Consider the following 24,576-nt stretch of genomic DNA (forward strand, 5'->3'; position numbering starts at 1 on the left):
GAGCCATATATTATTGATTGCAAAGTTCATTTAAGTGGTGAGCAATAATTTGTTCCGTTTTTTCAATTGTGAATATGTCCGGTCTTAATAGAGCATGTATGGATAAACCTTCAATGACTACCGATAGCCTTAATTTTTCTATTTCAATATTTATGTCTTTATTTACATAGCCTGCTTTTATCAATATTTTAAGCAGTGCTTCCATTAAAATATATTCACCTTCAGTTAGTTCATTTTTTTTCGTGTTCAAAGCTGCACTTGTAAGTGAGCGAATGGCGAAAACGAGCCAAACGCCAGTTTCAGTTTGTTTATCCCGATCCACAGGAACTAATTCTAACAATGTTTCCTGTACCGCAATAAGAGGGTTTTTTGACCATGATTTATTCTCCGACCGTTCTTTCCCGCGAGCAAGAAAATATTCCATGATAAACAATAGTAATTCATCTTGGTTTGAGAAATAATGTCTTAGTGCTCCGGTAGACATTCCAGCCTCAGATGCAATTCTTCGGATAGATGCTTTTTCAATGCCTTCACCTTCAATAATTTTCCAAGCTGTTTCAGCGATAATTTTCCTTTTGTGATCATGATCAACAATTTTCGGCACTCAAATCACCTCTTGCTTTTATTTAGTACACCGTGTTATTATCATTTTATCACAGTGTGTGAAATAAATAAATAAGGGGGGATGTTTAGATGCTGGAAATCATTGAATCATTGATTCCTGCCAACATAGATTTCACAACAGCACTCCTCATTATTGTGCTCTGTGCTTTCATTGATATCTTAAGCCCCGGGGTATTGGCGATTACAGCCTATATCCTTCTAATACAAAAAGAAAAATTGGCATCGCGTTTGATCGTTTTTCTATTATCGACACAATTTTGCTATTTTATGATGGGTATCTTGGTTTACCTGGGAGTTGGGCAGATACATGGTTTTATAGAAAGCATGTCTAACAATCAAATTTCAAGTTGGTTTTATACGATACTTGGAGTCGGCTTTGTACTAATTAGTTTTTATAAGCCTAAGAAAGGAATGGAATCCCGATTTTTGGAATGGTTGCCTAAGCAAGTATCAATAGGTGGGATGATTATACTCGGTATTATTGTATTTGCGATCGAGTTTACCACAGCTTTACCGTATTTTTACTCGATATTATTAATGGATCGTTTAGCGTTTAATACGGGTTTGTCCATAAGTATTTTACTTGGCTATAACGTGCTTATGGTACTACCTTCAATCTTATTATTGTTCATTTATATTCTATTTGGAGGCTGGACACAGAATAAGCTTGAAAAGCTAAGAACACAATTAGTAAAAGCTCCATTGTCTTCTGTATTAGTAGGAGTGGCAGTTATTGGAGCGGTGTTATTCAATATTGGCATTAGGGGAATTCTATCGTGATATTAGTTATTTGGAAAGGGGATGTAGTGTCATGAAAGAGATTACAAGCGCTGTAAGTCTACTTCTATTAATTCAAGGAGTTGGAGGTTTGATAAACCGATTAACAGGCGGGGGACCCAGTTGGTTTCTCGTAAATTACATCGAGGCTTTGCAAGGGTATGAAATTATAGCCAGTATAGTTTTAGTTATACTGGGAGCAATTATTGGTTTAGGCTCTCTCAAAATAAAAGGCAAAGATGACTAACCTATTATTTCTTCAAGAACGGCTTACAATTGAACCGTAGACGTTATAAGTGTTGTGAATGTGATTCTGCCTTCCGGGAACGCCTTATATCCATTGACGAAAAGCGTAGTTATCAAGCCTTAGACGGTGTTACTAATTAAGAAAATTGGAAAAGGGCGGCTTATAAGCCCTTTTCCACCATAAAGTCCGAGTACCCTATTTTTTTAAAATATAAGAAAGGACGGCGATAGCTGTTTATCTCTGATTCTTGTCAAGGTATAGCTGCCCCTCAATGCTCGTTCTCGGGCTTTATTCCTCCGCTTCCGGTTCCGGCGGCTGCGGAAGAATTCGATGTTCCTTGAGACGACCGGCCCTCATTGCCGCATCACGAAGCAGGAATTCGATGTGTCCATTAACACTGCGAAACTCGTCGGCGGCCCAACGTTCCAGTACTTCGTACAGCTTGGGATCGATCCTGAGCGGGAAGTTTTTCTTGGGTGCCATTTAAGGGCCTGTCAATAAAGGCTTCCTGTGTTGATGACCGGACTTGCGGATCGATCCGACACGATGGCCACCATCAGGTTGTTGATCATTGCCGCCTTTCTTTCCTCATCCAGTGTAACGGCACCGTCGGCCTCCAGCCGGGCTATGGCCATCTGAACCATGCCGACGGCCCCTTCGACAATCTGCTGTCTGGCCGAAATGATGGCCGACGCTTGCTGTCTCTGCAGCATGGCGCTGGCAATTTCGGTAGAGTAGGCGAGGTGGGTCAATCTTGCTTCCAGCACCTCTACTCCCGCTACGGACAAGCGCTCTTGAAGCTCCGCCCCGAGCTCGCCGGCCACCTCTTCGGCATTGCCTCTCAGGGAATAACCGTCGCTAATGAAGTTATCATATGGGTATTTGCTGGCTACGTGCCGAAGAGCCGTTTCGCTCTGGATTTCCACGAATTGCTCATAATGGTCCACATCGAACATCGCTTTCGCCGTATCGACCACTTTGAAGACGATGACCGCGGCGATTTCGATCGGATTGCCTTCCACATCATTCACCTTCAGCTTGGCACTGTTGAAATTGCGGACGCGAAGGGAGATTCTTCTGCGGTTGGAGAAAGGAACGGTAATCCACACTCCGGCCTCGCGGATGGTGCCCATATAAGTCCCGAAGAAGGTGATGATCTTGGCCTGATTAGGCTGAACGACCGTAAATGAAGACATCAGAAAGATTATATCTATGGCTAACAGAAGGAGACCGGATACAATAAACTCCTGGATCAGCAAAAAGATGCTGGCGATAAACATAGCGACCAGAATCACCAATCCCAGATAGGCGTTAAATTTCCAAGCTTTCTTTTCAACCATGGTGTCTCATCCTTTCAAAAGATATTGTTGTCATTTCGTTTTGATACTTAAATGATATCACATTTTGAAATATATGTAAATATTAATATTTTCCATTTTCCTAATAAATAGACTCCTATTGCAAGTGCGGTAAAAGAGGCAGAGACCATCGAGCTTTCACTTAACCTAAGCAAATGGGAGGGTTATGGAGAAGGGATGCCACATAGGCTTCCCGGATCGCAACGATTGTTGTCCTGTGATAAGCATGCTGTGAACCATTTGACATACGGAACGGAGAAGTGCTATAACAAGGAAAATGGTCCGTAGCTCACTGCTGATGCTTTAAGCCATAGGGTGGGAATAGATTCAGTGGCGTATATGAGCGAGGACAATACTAAGGAGGGAACGGCGTTGAACCGAATTCATTCCGAGCAGGAGTTTCAAGAGCAGGTTGGGCAGAATAAACCGACGGTTGCCGTATTTAAGGCCGCATGGTGCAAGGACTGTCATTTTATCGATCCGTTCATGCCGGATGTAGAACAGGCTTATGCAGATAAACTGACCTTCGTGGAGATTGACCGGGACGAGCTGCCCGATCTATGCGAGAAATATAATATTCTTGGTATTCCCAGCTTCATCGTTTTCCGTCAGGGACGGGAAGTGACCCGTTTTGTAAGCAAACTCCGCAAGACAAGGGAAGAAATCGAGCAATTTCTGGACCGTTCCGTAGAGGTGGCCAACGCGCTTCCGTCTTGATCTTCGGGCAGCCTCCGATCTTGGACATTGCCGATAGGAACAGATAGCAGCACCACAAGATAAGAAAGGCCGGGTAAGAGAGTTCTCTTCCCGACCTTTTTTACAATTATAGGCTTTATCTTATCGGCGCCCGGCTGCTTAATGCCCGATAGCACCTTATCCGCGCCTCATCGTCCATTAACTGTTTTTGTAACGCTCATAGGCGGCTTCGTACACTTTCAAATACTTGTCCACACCCATATTCTCGACTTTTTTGACATAGCTGTCCCATTCGCTGAACGGAACGGCTCCGGTAATGAACTTGGCCTCCATTTCCTTGATCAGCGTATGAATATCGCTTCCGGTGGATTGCATAAACTCCGTTTCATCCTGGAGGAAATTGAAGCTGTACCAGAGGTCCTTAATCCGGTCGGGTTCGGCTTTCTGGCCGACGGCTATCGATTCCGGCAGCGTTTCCGAGCCTTTGAAATATTTCTCCTGAACGTATCCCGGGTAGCTGCCGCCCATCCAGGTTACATATTTCGTCAGAGCTTGATCCAGAGTCAATCCTTCCGGGTTGTTCTTGATTTCATCGACGAACTCCAGCTTGCCGTCCGGCGTTTGCGTATAGGAGACGCCTTCTTTCCCCATGAAGTAGAATGTGGCGCCCTCATCTCCGAAGAAATAATCGATCCAGCGAACCGTCGCTTCCGGATGCTTGTTATTGTTCGTTATGACGAAGGCTCCCGGCCAAACCATAGGAACTTTGATATGGGTATACAGCTTATCTCCGTGCGGACCTTCCAAAGCACCCAGCCCGAAGTAATTTTCCCCGTTAAACTGCGTTTTCGGATTCGGATTGATCGTCGCTCCGAGAATATCCTTGCCGCCCTTGGCGTACAGCTCGCTCGATTTTTGCGTAAATATGTCTTTGTCGATCAGACCTTCCGCATACAATTTATGGACATATTCAAGCACTTCCTTGTACTTCGGGTCCAGACGGAAGAAGCGCAGCTTGTTCGTCTCCGGATCCACATCGACGAACTTATGCCCCAGGCCTCTTGTGCCCACTCCCCAAGCTCCTTTCAACTGATCGATCAGAGGCTCGATTCCCGTTCCGCTATAGGGGATTTCATCCATTTGGCCGTTTCCGTTCAAGTCGGTTTCTTTTACCGCTTTTAAGTATTGGTAGAACTCCTCCGTCGTCTTCGGCTCCGAAAGGTTCAGCTTGTCCAGCCAGTCCTGCTTGATCCAGAGAGGGGTGCCGATAAGCATGGGCAGGAACTCGGGGCTGTAGAAAGAAGGAAACGAGTATATATTTCCGTCGGGCATTGTCAACGCTTTTCTCAAATCGGGATACTTGTCCAACAATGCTTTCAAGTTAGGCGCGTGCTGATCGATCAAATCATTCAATTTGAGAAAAACGCCCTGCTCACCGTATTTCGCCAGATCGGATGCAGGCATCCGGGCCGTATAGAATCCATCCGGATAATCCCCGTTGGCCAAGGCGAGATTCCGCTTCTCCGTCAAGCTTTCGAAGGGAACCAATTGAAAGTTGACTTTGATGTTCGACATCTTGGCATATTCTTTCCATACCAACGTTTCTTCGAAGTTATTCGTGTTGGTCGCCGCCTTGCCCGTAAAGAAAGTAAGCTCAATCGGCTCTTTGACGATCGGCATGCCTGTCGGATTGAAGTTGTCCGTTGTCTTGGCTTCAGACTCCCCGCCGGTCGTTGTGCCTCCTGCTGCTTCTTGTCCGCCGCACCCCTGCAGAAGACCCGCGGTCATAACGGAGGACAGCATGATGGTGATCCATTTCTTTCTTTGCATTTTTCGATTCTCCTATCCTTTGTTTAATATTTATGTTTTATATGGAAAACGTACAGTTTAGCCCTTGAGGGCTCCGATCATAACGCCTTTGACAAAATACTTTTGCAGGAACGGATACAATAGAAGGACCGGCAAATTGGCGATGACGACTACCGCATATTTGATCGCCTCCGCCTCCATCAAGGTTCTGGCGTGAGATTCGTCGCCGACATTGATCATCTGCTCCATCTGGCCTTGGATGAGAATTTCCCTAAGGAATAGCTGCAGCGGGTATTTCGCTCTGTCGGTCAAATAAATGAGCGCGTTGAAATAAGCATTCCAATGGCCGACACTGTAAAACAGGATCATGACCGCGATGATCGGCATCGACAAAGGCAGAACGATCTTCCATAAAATTTGCAGATTGGAGCATCCGTCGATAGAGGCCGACTCCTGAATCTCCCCCGGAATGCTTGACTGGAAGAAAGTCCGCATAATAACGATGTTCCACACCGATACGGCATTCGGGATTACGAGCGCCCAGAACGAATTGAGCATTCCCATTTCCTTCACAATGAGGTAGGTCGGAATCAGTCCGCCGCTGAAGAACAGGGTGAAGACCATAATCCCCGTGATCAAATTCTTGCCGGCAAAATTCGGCCTCGACAGCGGGTAAGCGGCCATGACCGTCATCGCCAGATTAATCGCCGTGCCGACCAACGTATACATAATCGTGTTCAGATAACCGGTCAGAATCTCCTGATTCTGAAATATTTTTTCATACCCTGTAAACGAAAGCGAGCTGGGAAATAACCAGATCTCCCCGTTCAGGACATCCTCGGGATTGCTGACCGAAGCGCTCAGGACAAAGACCAGCGGGTAAAGGACGATAACGGAGACGACCGCCAGCAATAGATTGATTATAATTCCGACGATCCTGTCGCCGGTGCTTTGCGCTGTCATGGACAATCCCCCTTTCTACCATAAGCTCGTTTGCTTCATCATTTTGGCTGCGCGGTTAACGAGCACCAACAGAATGAAATTCACTATCGAATTGAATAACCCGACCGCAGCGGAAAAGCTGTATTGTGAACCGAGAATTCCGCTCCGGTACACATAGGTGGAGATGACGTCCGAGCTTTCGTTGTTCAGCGAGTTTTGCATCAGAAACACCTTCTCGAAGCCGACTCCCATAATGGAACCTACATTCAAGATAAGCAGGATAACGATGGTGGGCATAATGCCGGGAAGGTTGATATGCCATATTCTCCGCAGCCTGGAGGCTCCGTCGACCCGTGCTGCCTCATGAAGCTGAGGATCGATGCCGGCCAGAGCGGAGAGATAAATGATCGAGCTCCAGCCCATCTGCTGCCATACTCCCGACAGGACGTAAACCGTCTTGAACCAGGCCGGATCGGTCATGAATGCGATCGGCTCGCCGCCGAACAGCTTGATTATCTGATTGATCACGCCATTCTGCGGGGACAGGAACATGACGACGATTCCGACCAGAACGACGGTGGACAGAAAATGCGGAGCATAAGTGACGGTTTGTACAAAACGTTTATAAAATTTGAACCGCACCTCGTTGATCATTAAAGCCAGTAGAATCGGAACCGGAAAGCCGACCAGCAGCTCGTACAAGCTGATGCCGAGCGTATTTTTGATCAGTCTCCAGAAGAAATAGCTGTCGAAAAACCGTTCGAAATGCTTAAATCCGACCCATGGGCTGCCCCATATCCCTTTGGTGGCGATAAAATCCTTGAAAGCGATCTGCACCCCGTAAATAGGAAGGTAGTGAAAAATAATGAAATAAATGAGGACCGGAGTGATCAGCAAATAGAGGTCCCAATATTGGCGAAACGATTTCAGCAGAAAAGATCGCCGCTTCTTTCTCTTATGGACCGCCGTCAATTCGGTCGAAGCTGCAGTTTCCATATGTGGTATTCACCCCCCTTCGCTCATTTCTCCGACCGGAACAGAGACGGTTGAGAAAATAATGTTTCGTCGGGAAGCGGATTTATACGCTTCCTTATCGCTTCTTTTAGCTTTTCTCGTTGTCTCCATCCGGTATTTCTTCTTTAATTTGCGGATACATGAGCATTACTTAGTTTATAGGCCAATTGTTAGGGCAGAATTAGATCGATGTGAAGGTTTGGTAAATTTCTCGAAAGAGGCGGGCTGTTTTTACAAAGCTTTATTGGAGGGAGCGATTCATTGGTTTGTCACAATTGTGAATGGAATTACAGGGGAATTATCGATATAATTGGACTTGGTATGATGTAACAGCTATCACCATGTGAGACTAAAAAGCGGGTGGCATGTCAATATGAATAAGTGGTTAAATAAAATAGCCGTAGCTTCCGCCATCGGAATGTTTATCGTTCTGTTGATGGGTGCTGTCGTAACCAAGACCGATTCGGGAAGGGGTTGCGGAGACGATTGGCCGTTATGCAACGGCAAGTTCATCCCCAGCTACACGATTGAATCGATGATTGAATACAGCCACCGGTTTGTGAGCGGTGTAGAAGGTATTCTCGTACTGGTCGCGTTCATTGGAGTGGTGAGGCTGGTCAAGCGCAAGGACGCCCGCTGGTATGCCGGCCTGGCTCTTGCTTTCACCGTTGTACAAGCCATTCTGGGGGCCATGGCTGTTAAATGGGAGCAGTCTTCGCTCGTTATGGCGCTTCATTTCGGTATTTCCATGCTGGCCTTCGCCTGTTCACTGCTTCTGGCCATCATTCTGCTTTATTCGGAATCGATTCCTGAACGGGGACCCCGGGGAGGCAACACTACAGTTCTCCCGTCGGCCGGCTTGCGCTACATGATATGGATCACGACGATATATTCTTATATCGTTGTTTATTTGGGAGCTTTCGTCCGCCATACGAAATCATGGGGAGGCTGCTCCGGATGGCCGTTGTGCAACGGACAAGTCATCCCTGAATTATCCGGGGCGACCGGTATTGTCTTCTTGCACCGGGTGGCGGCTTTGCTGCTGTTCGTCGCCATTGCCGTTATGCTGTATATGCTGCGCAGGGAACGGAAATACCCGCAGGAGCTGGTGAAAGCAGGGTATTGGGCATTCGGCTTGATCATTCTGCAAATTCTGAGCGGCGCCTACGTTACTTTTACAATTACATCGGATTGGCATCTGCTCTCCGGGCTTATCCATACTTTGCTTATCGCAGGCCTGTTCAGCATTCTTGTTCATTTAAGCGTCCGGGTGTTTCAGTACAACCGTTAATCCGGATCCCGGCAGACTATCGCATTTATGAATCGTTTATCAGGTGAGGGGGAACACTATGGCTTTCGAAAATTTGCGGGAATTTTTGCAGGTACTGCGCCAGGAGAACGAGTTGGTCGAGATTTCCGCTCCGGTTGACCCGAATTTGGAGCTGGCCGAAATACACCGCCGGGTCATCTCGGAAGAGGGCCCGGCCTTGTTATTTACTAACGTTAAGGGAAGTCCGTTTCCGGTTGTGACGAATTTGTTCGGCACCATTCGGAGGGTGAATCTGGCCTTCGGACCGAAGCCGGAGCAGTTGATGAAGCAAATTATAGGAGCCAAGGATACTTTACTGCCTCCTTCGTTCAAGGCTTTGTGGGACGAGAAGGAACTGCTGTTCGATTTGCTTAAAGTAGGCACACGGACCGTTTCCAAGGATCAGGCGCCCGTGCTTCAGGTGTGCGACAGGGATCAGCCTCTGAACAAGCTTCCGGCACTGACCAGCTGGCAGGGGGATGGGGGGCCGTTCGTTACGCTGCCGCTTGTCTATACCGAGAAGCCCGGCCAAGAGAACGATCATAACCTGGGAATGTACCGGATGCAGCTGTATGACGGAAACACGAGCGGGATGCATTGGCAGATTCAGAAGGGCGGAGGGTTCCATTATCACGAAGCCGAGAAGAATAACCGGGCACTGCCGGTTACTGTCTTCCTCGGAGGTCCGCCGGCGCTTATCGCGTCTGCCATCGCTCCGCTGCCGGAGCATCTGCCGGAATTGCTGCTGACATCGCTGATTATCGGCAAGAAGCTGAAGATGGTCGACAATCCGAACGGCGGACATCGTCTGGTCGCAGATGCCGAGTTTGCCATTTGCGGTGAGGTTCCGCCTCATATTCGGCGGCCGGAGGGCCCCTTCGGCGATCATTTCGGCTATTATTCATTGCAGCACGATTTCCCGGTGTTCAACGTGAGCCACATGTGGCACCGTAAAGACGCCATCTATCCGGCTACCATTGTCGGCAAGCCTCGCCAAGAGGATTATTATATGGGGGATTTCCTGCAGCGGCTGCTGTCCCCGGCCTTTCCGATGGTTATGCCGGCAGTCAAGGATTTGTGGACGTATGCGGAGACCGGATTTCACGCCCTGGCCGCAGCGGTTGTTCGCGAGAGCTATAGCCGGGAGGCGCTTAGCGCCGCTTTCCGGATCTTGGGCGAAGGCCAGTTGATTCTGACGAAGTTTCTGATCGTTACGGATCAGCCTGTAGATTTGTCCAACTTTAAGCTGCTGCTTGAGACGGTGCTGGAAAGATTTCGGCCAAGAACCGACTTATTTATTTTCAACCATACGTCTAACGATACGTTGGACTATACCGGGCATAAGCTTAACGAAGGCAGCAAGGCGGTGCTGGTTGGAGTAGGGGAGCCCGTGCGCACTCTGCCCGTTCAGTATTCGGGAGGAGAGCTTCCCGGTATTCGCGACGCGAGAGCCTATTGCAAAGGCTGTCTCGTCCTCTCGGGAGCATCGTTCGAGGAAGATCCCGAGCTTGCCGCCAGACTGGTCGAAACGAACGGGGACCGCTTGGCGGCATGGCCGCTTGTTATTATAGCGGATGATGCCGGAATAGTAGAGAACCAGACGGCGTTCTTATGGACGGTATTTACCCGTTTCAGCCCGGCCAGTGATATCTATGCCCGTTCCCAGACCGCCAATCACCACATCGGCTATCAATTTCCTATTGTGATCGATGCCAGGATGAAGCCCGGCTACCCGGAGGAGCTGATTCCCCGGGACGATATTGTGAAGCTGGTGGATTCCCGTTGGAAGGAATACTTTCCCGGAAACTGATCGTTCGCAGTAAGCGAGTGGATGTCTGCGGTAAGCGGTAAGTTCTGGTGGATGCAGCAGATTGCATAATAACAGGGGTAGGGAAAGTGACCGTTTAACACGATCCATCGGCAGATAACAGCGAGCGGATTCCGGATTTGCCCAGGAACCCCGGAATCCCGGCGGAATACAAAAATGGACTCGAAGTGTCCGGCACTTCTTACAATATGCAGTTAAGATTAGTTGGAAGTCCCAACAGGCTAGAGCTGCCTATCCCCGGGCTTCCGACGAGCGATCAGGCGGGAGTGACGCTTTATGCTAAGGTATTTGTTCAACCAGCCGCGCAGGCGGGATGAAGGGATTATGGGAGAGGCGATGAAGGCTCTTAACCATTATCTGCATATACAGGAAGGGAGGGTGCTGAAGGAGCGGTCGGCACTTCAGACCCAAGAGACAGATAGAAGCACCCTCTCTCTATTCATTAAAGCGGGCGGCTTCATCCGGGCGTTGGACGAGCTGGAGCAGAGTCAATATGCAGCAGAGCAATTCAGCTTGCTTGTAAACAAGCGCTATATAGAAGAGATGGATGAAGAGGAATTGGATAATTATCACAGGCATCTTTATTTTTACAAAAATGCCCTGCTGCGGATCTTCTCCATTCTGGACAAGCTGGGTTACTTTCTCGATGAACAATTACGCCTTGAAACCGAGAAAGTGAAGCAGCAGTTCTCCTATTTCACCGTCCTGCGCCGGATGCATGAACGAAGGCCTGATCTGCCCATGGATCAGCAGCTGTATCAGATCAAGGAAAGCTTCCAGCCATCGATGACGATATTGCGCAAGGAAAGAAATATGGAGACGCATTTCATGAATACCGAGCTGTTGGACGATCTTCTCAAGGCTAAGATGGAGCTGTTCCCTCCGAACCAAACCGCGATAGAAAATGTAGAGGATAAATTGCGAACGCTGGGCCAGGGGTTCGAGATGGTCTGCCGAACGTTGACGACGGCTTTTAACGGGTTAAGCCAGGAGAACCAAAGTAACGTCCGGGTGCGGAGAAGACGGGCGGAGCTTTATAAGCAATAATCTGGGTCCGGGGCTGCTTAATGGAAAGGAACTATGATAAACTTAGACTGGATGGCAATCAAGAATGGAGGCCGGTCGTTGTAAGCACTGGTCTTGAACAGGAGGTTGCGATGCGGCACGATCGAAAAGTAGCCCTCATTACCGGAAGCGCTAAAGGGTTAGGTAAGATGACTGCGGTTACATTGGCTGAGCAAGGCTGCGATATCGCGATAAATTACGTTCACAGCCGGACGGAGGCTCTGGCCTTGGCCGAGAGGCTGGAAGCGTTCGGTGTCCGTAGTCTGGCCGTTCAGGCTGATGTCTCCAGAACGGAAGATTTACGGAGAATGGTCCGGGAAGTAGAGGAGCAGCTGGGCGGAATCGATATTTTGGTGAACAATGCCGGCCCCTTTGTCAGAGAACGAAGACTCTTTGCCGACTATGATACGGAAGAAATCGATTATTTGGTGCGCGGCAACCTGTTAGGTGTTATGGAATTGGACCATATGGTACTTCCCATGATGAGGAAGCAAGGGTGGGGCCGAATTATCCATTTCGGCTTCGGGAGGGCATCTGAAGGGACCGGATGGCCTCATCGGGCGGTATATGCCGCGGCCAAAGTAGGCCTGGTGTCCTTTACCAAAACGTTGGCCGTCGAAGAAGCTCCTAACGGAATAACGGTCAATATGATCTGTCCGGGGGACATTCGCGGCGAATACAAGGAGAAGTACATTCACGAGGTGGAGCAAATTACGGATGATGAATCGCCTAGGGGAAGGCCAGGAACGGGAGAGGATGTCGCGCGGACGATCGCTTTCCTCTGTCATCCCCGTTCTGACTTTATTACCGGTAATATCATGGACATTTCCGGAGGCCTCGATCCTATCCGGGCGGTTAAAGGCACGGCACCTCTGACGCGAGGACAATAGTCGTGAAGGCTGTGCCTTCATCATTACATGCATATAACGAAAGCAGAGCCCGTTCATTCACGGGCTCTGCTTCGTTACGTATTGGATAACCTCTTCTTATGGGATTAGAATACCTGAACGACCTCTTCTATCCCTTCAACTTCCTCTATCAATGCGCGTTCAATACCGGCCTTCAGCGTGATGGTCGAGCTTGGGCAGCTTCCGCAAGCACCCATCAGCTTCAGCTTAACGATTCCATCCTCAACATCGACGAGTTCGACGTCTCCTCCGTCACGCTGCAGGAAGGGGCGGAGCTTATCTAAAACTTCGAGCACTTCATCGTACTTAGTGCTTTGAGTATTTTCGCTCATTTGCGTCATCTCCTTTCTTTATTCTATTATAATACAACGTGGGGTAAAATAAAATGGTCAGCACATATCTTTCAAAAAAGGGGGCTCCCCATGAGACCGATCATAGAATTCTGCGCAAATAATATGCATCACGGAACGGACGAAGTGATGCAGAAGCTGGAGAGTAATCCCGATTACGATGTGGTCGAATACGGCTGCCTCGGTTATTGCGGCGAATGCTTCTTGAGCCCGTATGCCCTGGTTAACGGCGAGCCGGTCTTTGCCGAAGAGGTGGACGAGCTGTATGATCTCATTCTGAATAAAATAAAAGAACAGGAAGAAATGGACAAGCTTCTCGACGATTTGTAATTGCCGGAGGCTTCATCCATTCCATCTATTCCCGGATTACCCTTTGTGGTGTTTCGATAACCAAAGCACCCCGCTTTTTAGAATCCGGGGAACTTTGCCCAGCATCACTGTCCGTTTACCCATGACGCCGAAGCCTGACTTCTTGCCGAGTGAGCCGAGGACTCCCTTCAGCTTGATTATTCCCAAGTGAGGGTCCTCCCCTTTAGCGATGGCGGCGATCACATCCGCCACTTGCTTGCCTTGGGCTTCCGCGGCCTGCGCGCTGGGGGAGAAGCTCAGGCTGGCGCAGTCTCCCACGACATAGACATCCCGGTATTGCGGGATCTGATGGTACTCGTTCAGCAGAACGCGTCCTTGCTTATCCTTGCCGACGTTTAACTGCCTGACCACCGGACTCGGTTGAATGCCTGCGGTCCATACCGTTGTATCTGTATAAATAAGTTCTCCCTGATTATAGATGACTCCATCCTCCAAACGGGTAACGGCCACCTGGTGAACCATCTCGATATCATGCTTCTCGAACCAGGTGCGGACGAAGGTCTGCAGCTTTACCGGGAAGGCGGACAGAATACTTGTCCCCCGGTCCAAAATCCGGATGTTCAGGTCCGGTCGGCTCTCTCTCAGCTCGGAGGCCATTTCTACGCCGCTCAATCCGCCCCCGACAATAGATACTTGACCATAAGGCTTCACATCGTTGACTCTTTGGTAAGTTATTCTGGTGGAAGACAAGGACTGAATGCTGTTGGAATACCGCTCCGCACCCGGAATATCATGGTACTTGTCTACACATCCCAAGGCGATAACCAGCACGTCATATTCCAGAGGATCCCGGTCCATAAAGAAGATATGCTTATGGTTCAGGTCTACCGATTCCACTACTCCGTACACTTTGTTCAATCTGGGATCGGGCGGAAATTCCACCCGAATGTCGATGTCGGGAACGGTTCCCGCGGCTAAAGCATAATACTCTGTTTTTAGCCCCTGATAAGGCATCCGGTCCACGAGTGTAAGATCGTAGTCCGGCAAGTCTTTCTCAAGCAATTGATGGGCCACTGTCAAGCCCCCGTAGCCTCCGCCAAGGATTACAACATGTTTTCTCATGAACAGAACCTTTCTCTCTTCAGTAATAGTAATGGTACCGCCATTATTTCTAACCATTATGGATAACTAGATAGTCGGTTTATTCTCTTATTGTTCAACGAAGCGGCCGATATCATTCCATAGGTAGATTCATTCCTTGCACCGCTCCGGTCGGGAAGCTTATAACAAAAGCGTTATGAGGACCGGAATGCTGAGGACATTTGAACATCAGTCTTAAAATACTTTAATTTCGTTATAGAAAGTATCCCTCTCGACCGGAATCCTTCCGGCTCCCTTGATAAGCCAGACCAGCTCATCTTTGGTCAGCCCTTCCGGCGAAAGAGCTCCGGCCGCATGGCTGATCCTTTCCTGAATAATCGTTCCGTGAACATCGGATGCCCCGAATGTTAACGCCATCTGAGTCAGCTGGGTTCCCAGATTAATAAAATAGGCTTTGACATGCGGTATGTTGTCCACCATCAGACGGCTGACGGCGATGGTTCTCATATCGTCGAAGGCGGAGACTCTCCGTTTGATCCCCGCTTTCACGCTGGCCGGCTGCACCGCATTTGGAATAAAGACAAGGAATCCGGACGTTTCATCCTGCAGCTCGCGTAAATAAATCATGTGCTGGATTCTTTCCTCCAGGGTCTCGATGGAACCGTAGAGCATTGTCGCATGAGTCTTCATTCCGAGCCGATGCGCTGCCCGTTGGACTTCCAGCCATTGATCCGTCGTTGCCTTGCCTACTCCCATCTTCTTGCGGTATCTCTCGGACAGAATTTCGGCACCGCCGCCCGTTAAGGTATCCAGTCCGGCTTCCATCAGTGTCCGCAATACTTCTTCGTAGGTAAGCCCGCTCAAACGGGAGAAAAATTCGATCTCCGCCGCTGTATGGGCTTTGAGCGTGACGGAAGGGTACTTTTGCTTCAAGGAACGGATGCAGTCGACATAGTACTCGAACGGCACATGGGGATTATGCCCGCCGGTAATATGAAATTCGCGCATTTCCGGATGGATATGCTTGTCGATATAGTCAAACATCTGCTCCCCGGTCAGCGTATACGCTCCTTCTTCCCCTTCGTCGCGGCGGAAATGGCAGAACGCACAGTGCGCTTCGCACACATTCGTAAAATACAGGCTCATATTTTGAATAAAATAGACCTTCTTGCCGTTCTTGCGGAGGTTGGCGAAATTAGCCAATTGCCCGATCGTCAGAAGATCGTCCGATTGATAAAGAAAAAGACCGTCCTCTTTAGTTAAACGTTCTCCGGCTAAAACTTTCTCCTTGATTTCCTCCATCCTCGTATCGTGGGTGGGTGTAACGATATTCACCGATTTCACTCCTTACCATTATCGACCCGTCAATAAACCCGATTTTATCTAGAGTTTCGATCGTATGGATGATAAATTTAGTCCATCTTCATTATAATCCTACATTAATAATAGGGGCAAGACACACTTCGACACTTATAAAACGCATCCAATCATGAAAAAAATACGAATTTCTCCAAAATATGCTTCCAATTATTTGAAATTTGTGTATACTAAATAATTGTGTGATTATTTTTTAAAGGTGATTAAAGGTGAAGAGTTTATTATTGGAAATGGACATCTCCGAAGAGATCGAAGATGCGCGGCAGCACATGGTTCAATTGGGCAGCCAACTGGGCTTGCTGCATCCCCGTGTAGTGGAAAGCAGCGAGAATCTGGACAGGCTTCTTCTTCGCTACTATCATTTGGAAAAGACGAAGAGTAACTGAGCCCGGTATCCGATTCTGGAGGATTATCACTTGAGACTAACCGAAAATATGGGTATACTTAATCTATAAGGGATGGAAACAATACGGTACAGATCCGACATTTTTCTCACCTTTATTTATAGCAAATGCACGTTCGGAAGGTTTGCCGCCCAGCGTAACGGCGGGTGGAATGCTAATACGCAGCAGACCTTTAGAACAGCCTCTAGCAACTAACGCTACTCTTTCCATATAGAGGAGGGACTCATATGATTAGCATCAGTGATTCGGCTGCGGAGAAAATTAAGGAACTGCTCGCGGCGGAAGAAATTCCCAATATGTTTTTGCGCCTCGGTGTCAAAGAAGGCGGCTGCAGCGGTTTTTCCTACAGCATGGGTTTCGATGACGAGCAGAGCGAGACGGACAAGGTTATGGACGTGAATGGATTGAAGGTTGTCGTCGATGAAGATAGCAACAAGTATTTGTACGGAGTTGAGATCGACTACAAGGATGTAGGCATGGGCGGCGGTTTCACCATTCATAATCCCAATGCCGTAGCTACTTGCGGTTGCGGCTCTTCCTTCAAGCATAGGGAAGAGGAAGGCAAGGCAGAGAAGTGTGACGACTGATTTCGGAACCGCCGACTGTGGTTCCAACAGCTTGCCGGCATAGGCAGGTTATGGTCGAAATACTTTGGATAAATGCAAGATGACCATTGTTGAGGAGTCAGGTAATTAACATTAGTGGTCTTAATGAACAATGCCTCTCAGGCTGGCGGGGATAACTCCAAGCTTGAGAGGTTATTTTTTTATATATAGTTGTAACGTCACCGGGACACCAGTTTTCCGCCCAGATAATGCCCGAACCCTACGATAGGAAGCAAGAGAAGCCCGAACGGCAAGCTTGTAATTAAATCGCTCCACTGTATCAAATGCTCCGAAAGCAACCGATAAAAAAGATACAACGTATAAGGCAGTGTAATTAAAACAGCCGTTGTCACACCCGGAACGAGCATTCGAACGAACAGTGCCTGCCCGATATGCATAAAAACATGGAGCAGCAGTACGGCATTGAAGCCGATGAACAGCAAATAATGATTATGTTCGGCTGCTAAATATGTAACGGGAACGAACACCATAAACTCAACACATACGGCAAACGCAAACTGTGCGGTTGTAATTTGTGAAGCGGAGCTGACTATTTTATCAAACGGCTGGGGCACCTTCAGAATAACGGTCCTGCCGGCTTTGCGAAACCAATTTTCCATGCGGATGATTTCCTCGAAATCATGCAGCATGAATGCGGCAAGAAATAACCATATTAACGATTGGATGCTGACGGCTGAATCTATGTATGAAAGCATGGAATTCCCCCTTTATCCTTTACATTACTATATTTTTCAAGCTTTCAAAATAGTTAAGGGCTTCATATGATCTGAAAAGCTGGTATCAGAAGATAACAGTCTGCTGATTTAGGTAATACTTTGGGAAAACATACCAATGAAATGATATATACTCTATGCTATACTAAATATACAGAGTTCGATATACGTCGAAATTCTGTCTTCATAACCTTTTTTTCTTCTCTTCAATTCGCGCTCGATTTTCGAGCGCTTTTTTTGTTTTTCGGCATTATGCCAACATAAGTCCTCTTTTTATTTCCTGGGTAATTGTGACAGGAATATTTTGGCGATTGCAATATGGTAAGTAGAGTGTATCCCGGTTAGGTTATGGAAGGCGGTCTCCTCGCATATATATAGCGAAAAACAGAGGGGACGGAAGCCGATGGAGGAAAAGCTGAAGGCCTATTTCGATTTAAAAGAACAGCAAAGGCAGATTGAACGGGATTTGGAGCGATTAAGAAATGAACTGCTGCGGATTTTCCCGGAGCAGACTGATTCGGACCTAGGGGAATACCGGTTGAAAATCGGGATTCAGGAACGAAGAGAGTATAGAGACGAAGACCTTTATAACCGGTTTAACGATGATGCGCTGTGGAAGCTGATGTCCAAAGCGGATCCAGCGAAAATCACCGGCTTGATCAAGCTCGGGGTGGTTAAGGAAGAAGCTCTGCAAGGAACCTATGAAATCAAGAAGGTCCCGTATGTTCAGGTACAAAGGCTGTAGCCGCTAAAAAAAGTGGATCGCCTCCGTTGGGTAGGAGGCGGTCTTTTTTTGCTCCGGTGTCTCTGCAAAGTATTGTATAAACCACTATCGAAGCAAGACAGGAAGAGCGACCGTGAATGGATGAAGGTTAGGATGCACCAATTCCTGCGATTACAAGGCATGCGTCACTTGGCAGCGTTGTGCTAAGCGTTCATCGCATTAAGCTCAGCCATTTCATCCGCGGTAAGGGTGAGGGAAGCGGCCGCTGCGCTGTCGGTAATCGTGCTTCCGCGGCTTGCGCCGGGGATCGGCAGCATCACAGGGGAGAGCTGCAGCAGCCAAGCCAGTGCCACTCTTTGCGGAGATACCTGATGCCTGTCGGCTATCTGCCGGATCCTCTCATGATCCCCGAGCTTGCCTGCCTGACCCATCCCGGCTAAAGGGCTGTAGGGAAGGAAGGCGATTCCCAATTCCTCGCATCGGCGGAGAACATCCATGGAGGAGCGATCGAACAGGTGCATCCGATTCTGAACGCTGACGACCGTTACGATACTTAAAGCCTCCTCCAATTGCCTAACCGATACATTGGATAAGCCGATATGTACAATTTTGCCCTGCTCCTGCAAGCGGGCCAAAGCACCAACGGATTCGGCATAAGGAACATCGGGATCCGGCGCATGCAGTTGATATAGCATAATTTCTTGCCGGTCCAGCGCCTTCAGGCTTTCTTCGCAGGCAGCCTTCAAATGCTCGGGATGTCCGTTGCGCACCCATCTTCCTTCGGGGCGGACGGTTCCTCCCTTGGTGGCGATAATCGCATGGGATACCCCGTCCAGAGCTTTGGCCAGTAATTTCTCGTTATGTCCGATATCCCGATCGTCCAAACAATACGAATCCGCAGTATCGAATAAAGTCACTCCTTGCTCCAAAGCGGTATGAATCGTCCGTATCGCTTCGGATTCTTCCGGGCGGCCTTGTATGGACAGCGGCATGCATCCCATTCCGATTGCCCCTACTTGCAACCCGGAAGTTCCTAATCGACGAGTAGGCATCTGATTTGCAGCTCCCATAATTCGCACCTCCTAAAAAATGGATCAACTCCCCTTTATTATAATTTAAAGCACAGCGGAATCCTACACTAATGATTTAATGCCTTGCCGGCTTCCCAGAATTCATCTTTTTAAAGGCAGGCGGGATAGAGGGGGGATTGTCGTCAATGAGCGAAGCCTTTGACCCAATACGAGTGCCCGACTTGTCATAAAGATCCTTATCCGGCATGCAAGGGAAATCGAGTCCGGATGGAGAATTATAAAGAGCAGGGAGGGGAGCGGAATGAACATAAAAGTGAATTTGATGGTAGGAGAACACCAAATCGATAAAGTGCTTACGATAGAGGATCACAAGCTTGAGGGCTTCTCCGAGGAGGAGATCGAGGCGGTCATTGAGGTGAAAATACGGAACTGGGCCAACGATTTGATCCGCATTGCTTGGGAGGTCGAAGAGGAATAAGGTAAACGATCTGGCCGGCTTAGGTACCGGCCGGTCTTTCGGGAAGGAAGGCGTAGAAGCTGTGGGAGCAGTGCTCGCAGTGAAAGACATGTACACAGCAATGATTGGCGACATCGGCAAATCCGTTGGTGAGCGATAAATCCTCTATTGGGCGGTAGGGGGAATAAGGTCCCAGGTAATCATTGAAGCGTCCGAAGTCTTCAGCAGTCTTTCCACACAGCGGACAGGACCATTCGGCGGTTTCCAGTCCATTGCAAACCGGGCAATAATAGGACAAAATAATGGGCACCCCTTTCATAGAGGCCGGCGGAAGATAAGCCGGCGATATATGAATAGGGTGCCCATCCTTCTAGCATTCGATGATTAAAATTTCATATTGCTGCTATGTCCGGGGGATAATCTTGCCTTCGGATCTATGTACACTTTAGCGTTGTTTATTGCAGTTGGCGCTTCTCCGAAGCCTACTGCAATCAGCTTTAATTTCCCGGGATAGGTTGTGATGTCCCCCGCGGCGAAAATTCCGGGAATCGAGGTTTCCATACGGGAATCGACGACAATCGAGCCGTTCTCGATGGCCAGCCCCCATTCCGTAATCGGTCCGAGCGAGGACACGAAGCCGAAATTGACAATGACCGCACCCGTTTCCATTTCGGTTAGCTCCCCGGACTGGATATCTTTAAGCGTTACTTTATGGATCCGGTCCTCTCCATGCAGTTGTACGATTTCCTTCGGAGTGACGACATTCACTCTGGATTGCATAAGGGTCTCCACACTGTGCTCATGCGCCCTGAATTTGTCCCGGCGATGAACCAGTGTAACCTGTTCAGCTACAGGCTCCAGCATTAAGGCCCAGTCTACGGCGGAATCCCCGCCTCCGGTAATGACGACTTTCTGTCCGGCGAAGGCTTGCAGATCCTTAACAAAATAATGCAGATTGGCATTCTCATACCGGGAGGCTTCCGGCAAATCAAGCTTTCTGGGCTGGAAGGCCCCGATTCCGCCCGTAATGACAACCGCGCGGCTGTAATGAACGCCTTTGTTAGTTGTCACCTCGAACAGACGCTCTTCTTTCTTCTCTACCTTCACAACTTTTTCTTCCAGACAAACTTCCGTCGGGAACAGGTTCATCTGCTGAGACAGATTATCAATCAGCTCTTGCGCACGCACTTTCGGAAACCCGGCCACATCGTATATGTACTTTTCCGGATATAAAGCAGATAATTGGCCTCCGAGCTGCGGCATGCTTTCAATAATTTTAGCGGATGCCTGTCTCATTCCCGCATAGAACGCCGCGAACATTCCGGCGGGACCTCCCCCGATGATCAGAATATCTACTGGACCTTGACCATTAGCTGACACTATGAAGAACACCTCCGTGGGTTAATACCTGCCGATTATAATTATAAGCTTTGCCCGGCGGGAAAGGAACCCGAATCCGGGCTAAAAGGGCAGAAAGAGAAAAAAGCCGGCCCAAAAACAACCGGCCTAAAAATAATTAAATTTATCATGTAAAGAATTCGTACCGTCCGGGAGTGCAATCGATGATTACAGGCTCAAATTTAATGCTTGCTATTTGGACAGGTTCGGTTTATCCTGTCTAAGGAATGGGTAAATAGATGGCAGAGGACATACTTTTTTCATAGCTTAAGAATAGGGCTTTAGGTTATTTTCCCATCATCGGTGTTAAACTATAATAATAGGAAACCATTAATAGACTTGTGTAATTTTTCACAATATGATACTGACTCCAAAGATCCTTTAATTCCATAAGTTGGAACCCGGGTTTGACTCGGAATGGTTTTGACAGCGAGAGGGATACGCAAGGATTATATATAAATGAATAATTAAACATAAAAATTATGGAGTGGGTAAGAGAGATGGGCAGAATACCAAGAATCGTGATACTTGGGGCCGGATACGGCGGCATAGTAACGGCGATTCGATTGCAGAAGGAGCTTAATTATAACGAAGCCGATGTAACCCTGGTCAACAAGCACGACTATCATTACATCACGACGCATTTGCATATGCCGGCGGCCGGTACGGATAAACCGGAGAACGCCCGGGTAGACATTACGAAGCTGATTGACGAGTACAAGATTGATTTTGTAAAATCAACGGTCACCCAGATTAAATTGGATGATCAGAAGATTATTCTCGAAGACAGTGCGATATCCTATGATTACCTGGTCATTGGATTGGGCGGTGAACCCGAAACCTTCGGTATTCCGGGATTGCAGGAATATGCGATGAACATTCGCAGCATTAACAGCGTCCGCCTCATTCGCGAGCATATCGAGTATCAGTTTGCCAAGTACAAGCGTGAACCGCACCGCCTCGATTATTTAACTTTCGTAGTCGGAGGGGCCGGGTTTACAGGAATAGAATTCATAGGAGAGCTGGCCGACCGTATACCGAGGCTGTGCGCGGAATTTGATGTCGATCCTTCTCTTGTTCGAATCTACAATATTGAAGCGGCTCCTACCGTCCTGCCCGGATTCGATTCCGAGCTTGTGGAGTACGCGATGAAGGTGCTGGAGGATAAGGGAGTTACATTTAAAATAGCGACCGCCATCCAGGAATGTACCCCGCAGGGTGTAATTTTGGCAACGGGGGAAGAAATCAGATCCTCGACCGTCATCTGGACCGGAGGGATTCGGGGCAATCGTATGCTGGCCGAGGCCGGTCTGGAAACGATGCGCGGACGAGTAGTCGTCGATCCTTATTTGCGCACCAAGGAATACGAGAATGTGTATGTGATCGGAGACTGTTCCATCGTTATGAATCCGGAAGGAAGGCCTTACCCGCCGACGGCGCAGATAGCTACCCAGCAAGGGCAAACCTGCTCCTATAATCTGGTCGCCTCCATCCGCAATGCCCCGCTTAAGGAATTCAAGTTCCAGAACAAGGGGGTTGTAGCCTCGCTGGGTAAAGGCGAAGCGATCGGGGTTGTCGGCAAGTATAAAATGAAAGGCGCAACCGCTGCGTTCATGAAGAAGCTGGTTGACATGCGCTATCTCTTTATCATTGGAGGAATACCGCTCGTATTGAGAAAAGGCCGATTATAGCCTTATAGTATAACCGGCTTGGGAGGGTCCGTTAATGAGACATTGCAGTGTGCAGGTCAGAGGGCTGTTGACCCGGGAGGAATTGGACCGCTACAATGCCCTGATGGAGGTCGGCCAATTTCTGGAATCCCACAACCGATATGACCTGGCTTATCCCGTGCAGAAGGAAATAGACCTTCTGATTATGCCTGCCATTGAGCGGCTTAAGGAGAAAGGCCGGCAGAGGGACAGGGCGACCGAAGAATATTTGAAGAGCAAGGAAATGGCACGGGAATCCGGGGAGGCAAGGGAGTCCTAGAAACTCCGTGAATTGCGAAAGTCCGCTATACAATCAAAATAAAGGCTGTCCAGCTATTATGCGGACAGCCTTCGTTTAAAATATAAGAAAGTATAAGTTTTCATCTATACCTGTTCTTACCACATTAGAAAGTTTAAGTTCATTAAAGCATTAAAATGGAACAAACTTTCTAATTGGCATAAAAAGCTTCCTCTAATACCGGGTTATTCATCTTCGAGATGGCTCCGTTAGGAGCTTTTTTTACCACAATCAGAATTTATAAGTTATTGCGTCATGAATAACTTCAAATTCTATTTGGCGATAAAAACATCCTTTAAACGCGGTCGCTCATCCATGAAATACTCCGTTAGGAGTTTTTCTCATATTTCATTGTAAACGCGCCCGTCCTAAGGACGGGCGCGTTTATCCTTGTTTAGTTAACCTCAACCCGGTTTATTCTTCTTCGAAACGGCTTCGTCGGGAGCCTCTTACTTGTCCGAAGGCAGTGCCAGCATGGCTTCCGCTTTCGCGGGATCCAGCAGGTTGCCTACATAAAATTCGCCGAATTCCCCGAATCTCGCACTGGCCTCGTCGAATCTCATCTCATAGACAAGCTTCTTGAACGTAAGAGCATCGTCGGAGAATAAAGTAACTCCCCATTCCCAGTCGTCCAATCCGACGGAACCGGTAATGATTTGCTTAACCCGTCCGGCGTAGCTGCGCCCGATCATTCCATGACTGCGCATAAATTCGCGGCGCTCTTCCATGCTCAGCATGTACCAGTTGTCGTTGCCTTCCCTCCGCTTGTTCATAGGGTAGAAGCAGATATGTTTCGTTTTAGGCAGTATCGGCTTTAGCCGGGCAACCACTTCGGGATTCTGCATCGGATCAGAGCCGGGCTTGGCCATATAGCTGCTCAGCTCCACGACGGAAACATACGAATAGGCCGGCAGCAAATGCTGGGCGAATGCCGTCTTGTTAAAGGCAGTCTCCAGCTCATTCAATTCTTCCATCGTTTCCCGCAGGTGCATGAAGACAAGATCGGCTTTCTGGCCTACAATGCTGTATACGGCCGTGCTGCCCAGCTTATCATTCTCGACGGACTGCCAATCCTGCATGAACTGCTGGAGTTCTTCGATGGCTTCCTTCCTCTCTTCCTTGCTCACATATCTCCAGGATGCCCAGTTGATGGACCGGAAATCGTGCAGAGCATACCAACCTTCCAATGTTTGTACCGCTTCGCTCACTATATATTCACTCCTTCAATGAAAAACATGGTATGACGGAAAGTGGATTGCCAAAAGCAGCAGCTTGTCCCGGGGGAGAAGGTCCTGTTGGCCGATGGCCGAAGGGGATCGTTACGGCCGGTATCATTTCCGTTTCATTCATTGTAGCCAATTCAACGGGCGAGGGCAAACGGCTAAGCCGTTACAAAGATGGCAATTTATTGACTTCTTTATAGTGGCCGGACTATTTGCCGTTTTGGAATTTCGTTCTCCCTTTACTTTTACTTTTCGGTTGGGCTACAATATTATCAAGAC

The 24,576-nt window shown here is 48.3% G+C and carries 28 protein-coding genes; 14 read left to right on the top strand and 14 right to left on the bottom strand.

The window, feature by feature from the left end:
- Positions 1–10: 10 nt before the first annotated feature.
- Positions 11–604, bottom strand: coding sequence for a TetR/AcrR family transcriptional regulator (locus ACFQ03_RS02865; RefSeq protein ID WP_379285929.1), 594 nt, complete (start codon positions 602–604; stop codon positions 11–13).
- A gap of 89 nt (positions 605–693) precedes the next feature.
- Here ACFQ03_RS02865 and ACFQ03_RS02870 point away from each other — a divergent pair, with 89 nt between their 5' ends.
- Both ACFQ03_RS02870 and ACFQ03_RS02875 read left to right on the top strand, forming a co-directional pair.
- Positions 694–1,404: a GAP family protein gene (locus ACFQ03_RS02870; protein ID WP_379285931.1), complete on the top strand. Its 711-nt coding sequence runs from the start codon at positions 694–696 to the stop codon at positions 1,402–1,404.
- Between the two features lie 31 nt (positions 1,405–1,435).
- On the top strand, positions 1,436–1,648 hold the full coding sequence (locus ACFQ03_RS02875; RefSeq protein WP_379285933.1) for a hypothetical protein: 213 nt from the start codon (positions 1,436–1,438) through the stop codon (positions 1,646–1,648).
- 288 nt (positions 1,649–1,936) lie between these two features.
- Here the strand turns inward: ACFQ03_RS02875 and ACFQ03_RS02880 are convergent, their stop codons facing one another.
- Both ACFQ03_RS02880 and ACFQ03_RS02885 read right to left on the bottom strand, forming a co-directional pair.
- Complete coding sequence (locus ACFQ03_RS02880) at positions 1,937–2,131, bottom strand: hypothetical protein (protein ID WP_144932334.1); 195 nt, start codon at positions 2,129–2,131, stop codon at positions 1,937–1,939.
- Between the two features lie 11 nt (positions 2,132–2,142).
- The gene (locus ACFQ03_RS02885) at positions 2,143–2,988 is read right to left on the bottom strand and encodes an SPFH domain-containing protein (RefSeq protein WP_144932332.1); all 846 of its coding nucleotides are present in this window, start codon (positions 2,986–2,988) and stop codon (positions 2,143–2,145) included.
- A gap of 390 nt (positions 2,989–3,378) precedes the next feature.
- On the opposite strand from ACFQ03_RS02885, the gene ACFQ03_RS02890 reads away from it, so the two are divergent.
- The gene (locus tag ACFQ03_RS02890) at positions 3,379–3,723 is read left to right on the top strand and encodes a thioredoxin family protein (protein ID WP_144932330.1); all 345 of its coding nucleotides are present in this window, start codon (positions 3,379–3,381) and stop codon (positions 3,721–3,723) included.
- A gap of 177 nt (positions 3,724–3,900) precedes the next feature.
- Here ACFQ03_RS02890 and ACFQ03_RS02895 read toward each other — a convergent pair whose 3' ends face one another.
- From ACFQ03_RS02895 to ACFQ03_RS02905, 3 genes are read right to left on the bottom strand one after another with little or no spacing between them, the layout of a single operon-like run.
- The gene (locus ACFQ03_RS02895) at positions 3,901–5,532 is read right to left on the bottom strand and encodes an extracellular solute-binding protein (RefSeq protein ID WP_144932328.1); all 1,632 of its coding nucleotides are present in this window, start codon (positions 5,530–5,532) and stop codon (positions 3,901–3,903) included.
- Positions 5,533–5,589: 57 nt separating this feature from the next.
- Positions 5,590–6,474, bottom strand: coding sequence for a carbohydrate ABC transporter permease (locus ACFQ03_RS02900; protein ID WP_144932326.1), 885 nt, complete (start codon positions 6,472–6,474; stop codon positions 5,590–5,592).
- Between the two features lie 15 nt (positions 6,475–6,489).
- The gene (locus tag ACFQ03_RS02905) at positions 6,490–7,449 is read right to left on the bottom strand and encodes an ABC transporter permease (RefSeq protein ID WP_150960140.1); all 960 of its coding nucleotides are present in this window, start codon (positions 7,447–7,449) and stop codon (positions 6,490–6,492) included.
- Between the two features lie 391 nt (positions 7,450–7,840).
- On the opposite strand from ACFQ03_RS02905, the gene ACFQ03_RS02910 reads away from it, so the two are divergent.
- From ACFQ03_RS02910 to ACFQ03_RS02925, 4 genes are all read left to right on the top strand, one after another.
- Positions 7,841–8,758 carry a COX15/CtaA family protein gene (locus ACFQ03_RS02910; protein WP_144932322.1) on the top strand — a complete coding sequence of 306 codons (918 nt, stop codon included), beginning with the start codon at positions 7,841–7,843 and terminating at the stop codon, positions 8,756–8,758.
- Positions 8,759–8,816: 58 nt separating this feature from the next.
- Positions 8,817–10,586 (top strand): UbiD family decarboxylase, encoded by a 1,770-nt coding sequence (locus tag ACFQ03_RS02915; RefSeq protein WP_144932320.1) that lies wholly within the window; start codon positions 8,817–8,819, stop codon positions 10,584–10,586.
- 294 nt (positions 10,587–10,880) lie between these two features.
- Positions 10,881–11,651 (top strand): Cthe_2314 family HEPN domain-containing protein, encoded by a 771-nt coding sequence (locus tag ACFQ03_RS02920; RefSeq protein WP_144932318.1) that lies wholly within the window; start codon positions 10,881–10,883, stop codon positions 11,649–11,651.
- A 110-nt stretch (positions 11,652–11,761) separates the two neighbouring features.
- Positions 11,762–12,559, top strand: coding sequence for an SDR family oxidoreductase (locus ACFQ03_RS02925; RefSeq protein WP_144932316.1), 798 nt, complete (start codon positions 11,762–11,764; stop codon positions 12,557–12,559).
- A gap of 104 nt (positions 12,560–12,663) precedes the next feature.
- Here ACFQ03_RS02925 and ACFQ03_RS02930 read toward each other — a convergent pair whose 3' ends face one another.
- The gene (locus ACFQ03_RS02930; protein ID WP_144932314.1) at positions 12,664–12,909 is read right to left on the bottom strand and encodes a NifU family protein; all 246 of its coding nucleotides are present in this window, start codon (positions 12,907–12,909) and stop codon (positions 12,664–12,666) included.
- Positions 12,910–12,999: 90 nt separating this feature from the next.
- On the opposite strand from ACFQ03_RS02930, the gene ACFQ03_RS02935 reads away from it, so the two are divergent.
- Positions 13,000–13,257 carry a YuzB family protein gene (locus tag ACFQ03_RS02935; protein ID WP_144932312.1) on the top strand — a complete coding sequence of 86 codons (258 nt, stop codon included), beginning with the start codon at positions 13,000–13,002 and terminating at the stop codon, positions 13,255–13,257.
- Between the two features lie 36 nt (positions 13,258–13,293).
- Here ACFQ03_RS02935 and ACFQ03_RS02940 read toward each other — a convergent pair whose 3' ends face one another.
- Positions 13,294–14,358, bottom strand: a complete 1,065-nt coding sequence (locus tag ACFQ03_RS02940) for an NAD(P)/FAD-dependent oxidoreductase (RefSeq protein ID WP_144932310.1) — start codon at positions 14,356–14,358, stop codon at positions 13,294–13,296.
- Positions 14,359–14,571: 213 nt separating this feature from the next.
- Positions 14,572–15,639 carry an aminofutalosine synthase MqnE gene (mqnE, locus tag ACFQ03_RS02945; protein ID WP_144932537.1) on the bottom strand — a complete coding sequence of 356 codons (1,068 nt, stop codon included), beginning with the start codon at positions 15,637–15,639 and terminating at the stop codon, positions 14,572–14,574.
- Between the two features lie 284 nt (positions 15,640–15,923).
- Here mqnE and ACFQ03_RS02950 point away from each other — a divergent pair, with 284 nt between their 5' ends.
- Positions 15,924–16,100 (top strand): aspartyl-phosphate phosphatase Spo0E family protein, encoded by a 177-nt coding sequence (locus ACFQ03_RS02950; protein ID WP_225312741.1) that lies wholly within the window; start codon positions 15,924–15,926, stop codon positions 16,098–16,100.
- Between the two features lie 245 nt (positions 16,101–16,345).
- Positions 16,346–16,705 carry a HesB/IscA family protein gene (locus ACFQ03_RS02955; protein ID WP_144932308.1) on the top strand — a complete coding sequence of 120 codons (360 nt, stop codon included), beginning with the start codon at positions 16,346–16,348 and terminating at the stop codon, positions 16,703–16,705.
- A 197-nt stretch (positions 16,706–16,902) separates the two neighbouring features.
- Here the strand turns inward: ACFQ03_RS02955 and ACFQ03_RS02960 are convergent, their stop codons facing one another.
- Positions 16,903–17,439: an HXXEE domain-containing protein gene (locus ACFQ03_RS02960; RefSeq protein WP_150960137.1), complete on the bottom strand. Its 537-nt coding sequence runs from the start codon at positions 17,437–17,439 to the stop codon at positions 16,903–16,905.
- A gap of 421 nt (positions 17,440–17,860) precedes the next feature.
- Between ACFQ03_RS02960 and ACFQ03_RS02965 the strand changes: the two genes are divergently transcribed.
- Entirely contained in the window at positions 17,861–18,202 is a 342-nt protein-coding gene (locus ACFQ03_RS02965; RefSeq protein ID WP_144932302.1) for a hypothetical protein, read from the top strand.
- 182 nt (positions 18,203–18,384) lie between these two features.
- On the opposite strand, the gene ACFQ03_RS02970 is transcribed toward ACFQ03_RS02965, so the two are convergent.
- On the bottom strand, positions 18,385–19,251 hold the full coding sequence (locus tag ACFQ03_RS02970) for an aldo/keto reductase (protein WP_379285941.1): 867 nt from the start codon (positions 19,249–19,251) through the stop codon (positions 18,385–18,387).
- A gap of 262 nt (positions 19,252–19,513) precedes the next feature.
- Here ACFQ03_RS02970 and ACFQ03_RS02975 point away from each other — a divergent pair, with 262 nt between their 5' ends.
- The gene (locus ACFQ03_RS02975) at positions 19,514–19,690 is read left to right on the top strand and encodes a hypothetical protein (protein ID WP_379285943.1); all 177 of its coding nucleotides are present in this window, start codon (positions 19,514–19,516) and stop codon (positions 19,688–19,690) included.
- Between the two features lie 19 nt (positions 19,691–19,709).
- Here the strand turns inward: ACFQ03_RS02975 and ACFQ03_RS02980 are convergent, their stop codons facing one another.
- A complete protein-coding gene (locus tag ACFQ03_RS02980; protein WP_144932300.1) occupies positions 19,710–19,967 on the bottom strand; it encodes a hypothetical protein in 258 nt (85 codons plus the stop codon).
- An 86-nt stretch (positions 19,968–20,053) separates the two neighbouring features.
- Complete coding sequence (locus ACFQ03_RS02985; RefSeq protein WP_379285945.1) at positions 20,054–21,049, bottom strand: NAD(P)/FAD-dependent oxidoreductase; 996 nt, start codon at positions 21,047–21,049, stop codon at positions 20,054–20,056.
- A gap of 518 nt (positions 21,050–21,567) precedes the next feature.
- Between ACFQ03_RS02985 and ACFQ03_RS02990 the strand changes: the two genes are divergently transcribed.
- Positions 21,568–22,758 (top strand): NAD(P)/FAD-dependent oxidoreductase, encoded by a 1,191-nt coding sequence (locus tag ACFQ03_RS02990; RefSeq protein WP_144932298.1) that lies wholly within the window; start codon positions 21,568–21,570, stop codon positions 22,756–22,758.
- A 34-nt stretch (positions 22,759–22,792) separates the two neighbouring features.
- On the top strand, positions 22,793–23,056 hold the full coding sequence (locus tag ACFQ03_RS02995; RefSeq protein ID WP_144932296.1) for a hypothetical protein: 264 nt from the start codon (positions 22,793–22,795) through the stop codon (positions 23,054–23,056).
- A 467-nt stretch (positions 23,057–23,523) separates the two neighbouring features.
- Here the strand turns inward: ACFQ03_RS02995 and hemQ are convergent, their stop codons facing one another.
- Positions 23,524–24,282, bottom strand: coding sequence for a hydrogen peroxide-dependent heme synthase (gene hemQ / locus ACFQ03_RS03000; RefSeq protein ID WP_144932294.1), 759 nt, complete (start codon positions 24,280–24,282; stop codon positions 23,524–23,526).
- Positions 24,283–24,576: the final 294 nt, after the last annotated feature.

The organism is Paenibacillus residui, assembly GCF_042677205.1.
GTDB lineage: Bacteria > Bacillota > Bacilli > Paenibacillales > NBRC-103111 > Paenibacillus_L > Paenibacillus_L residui.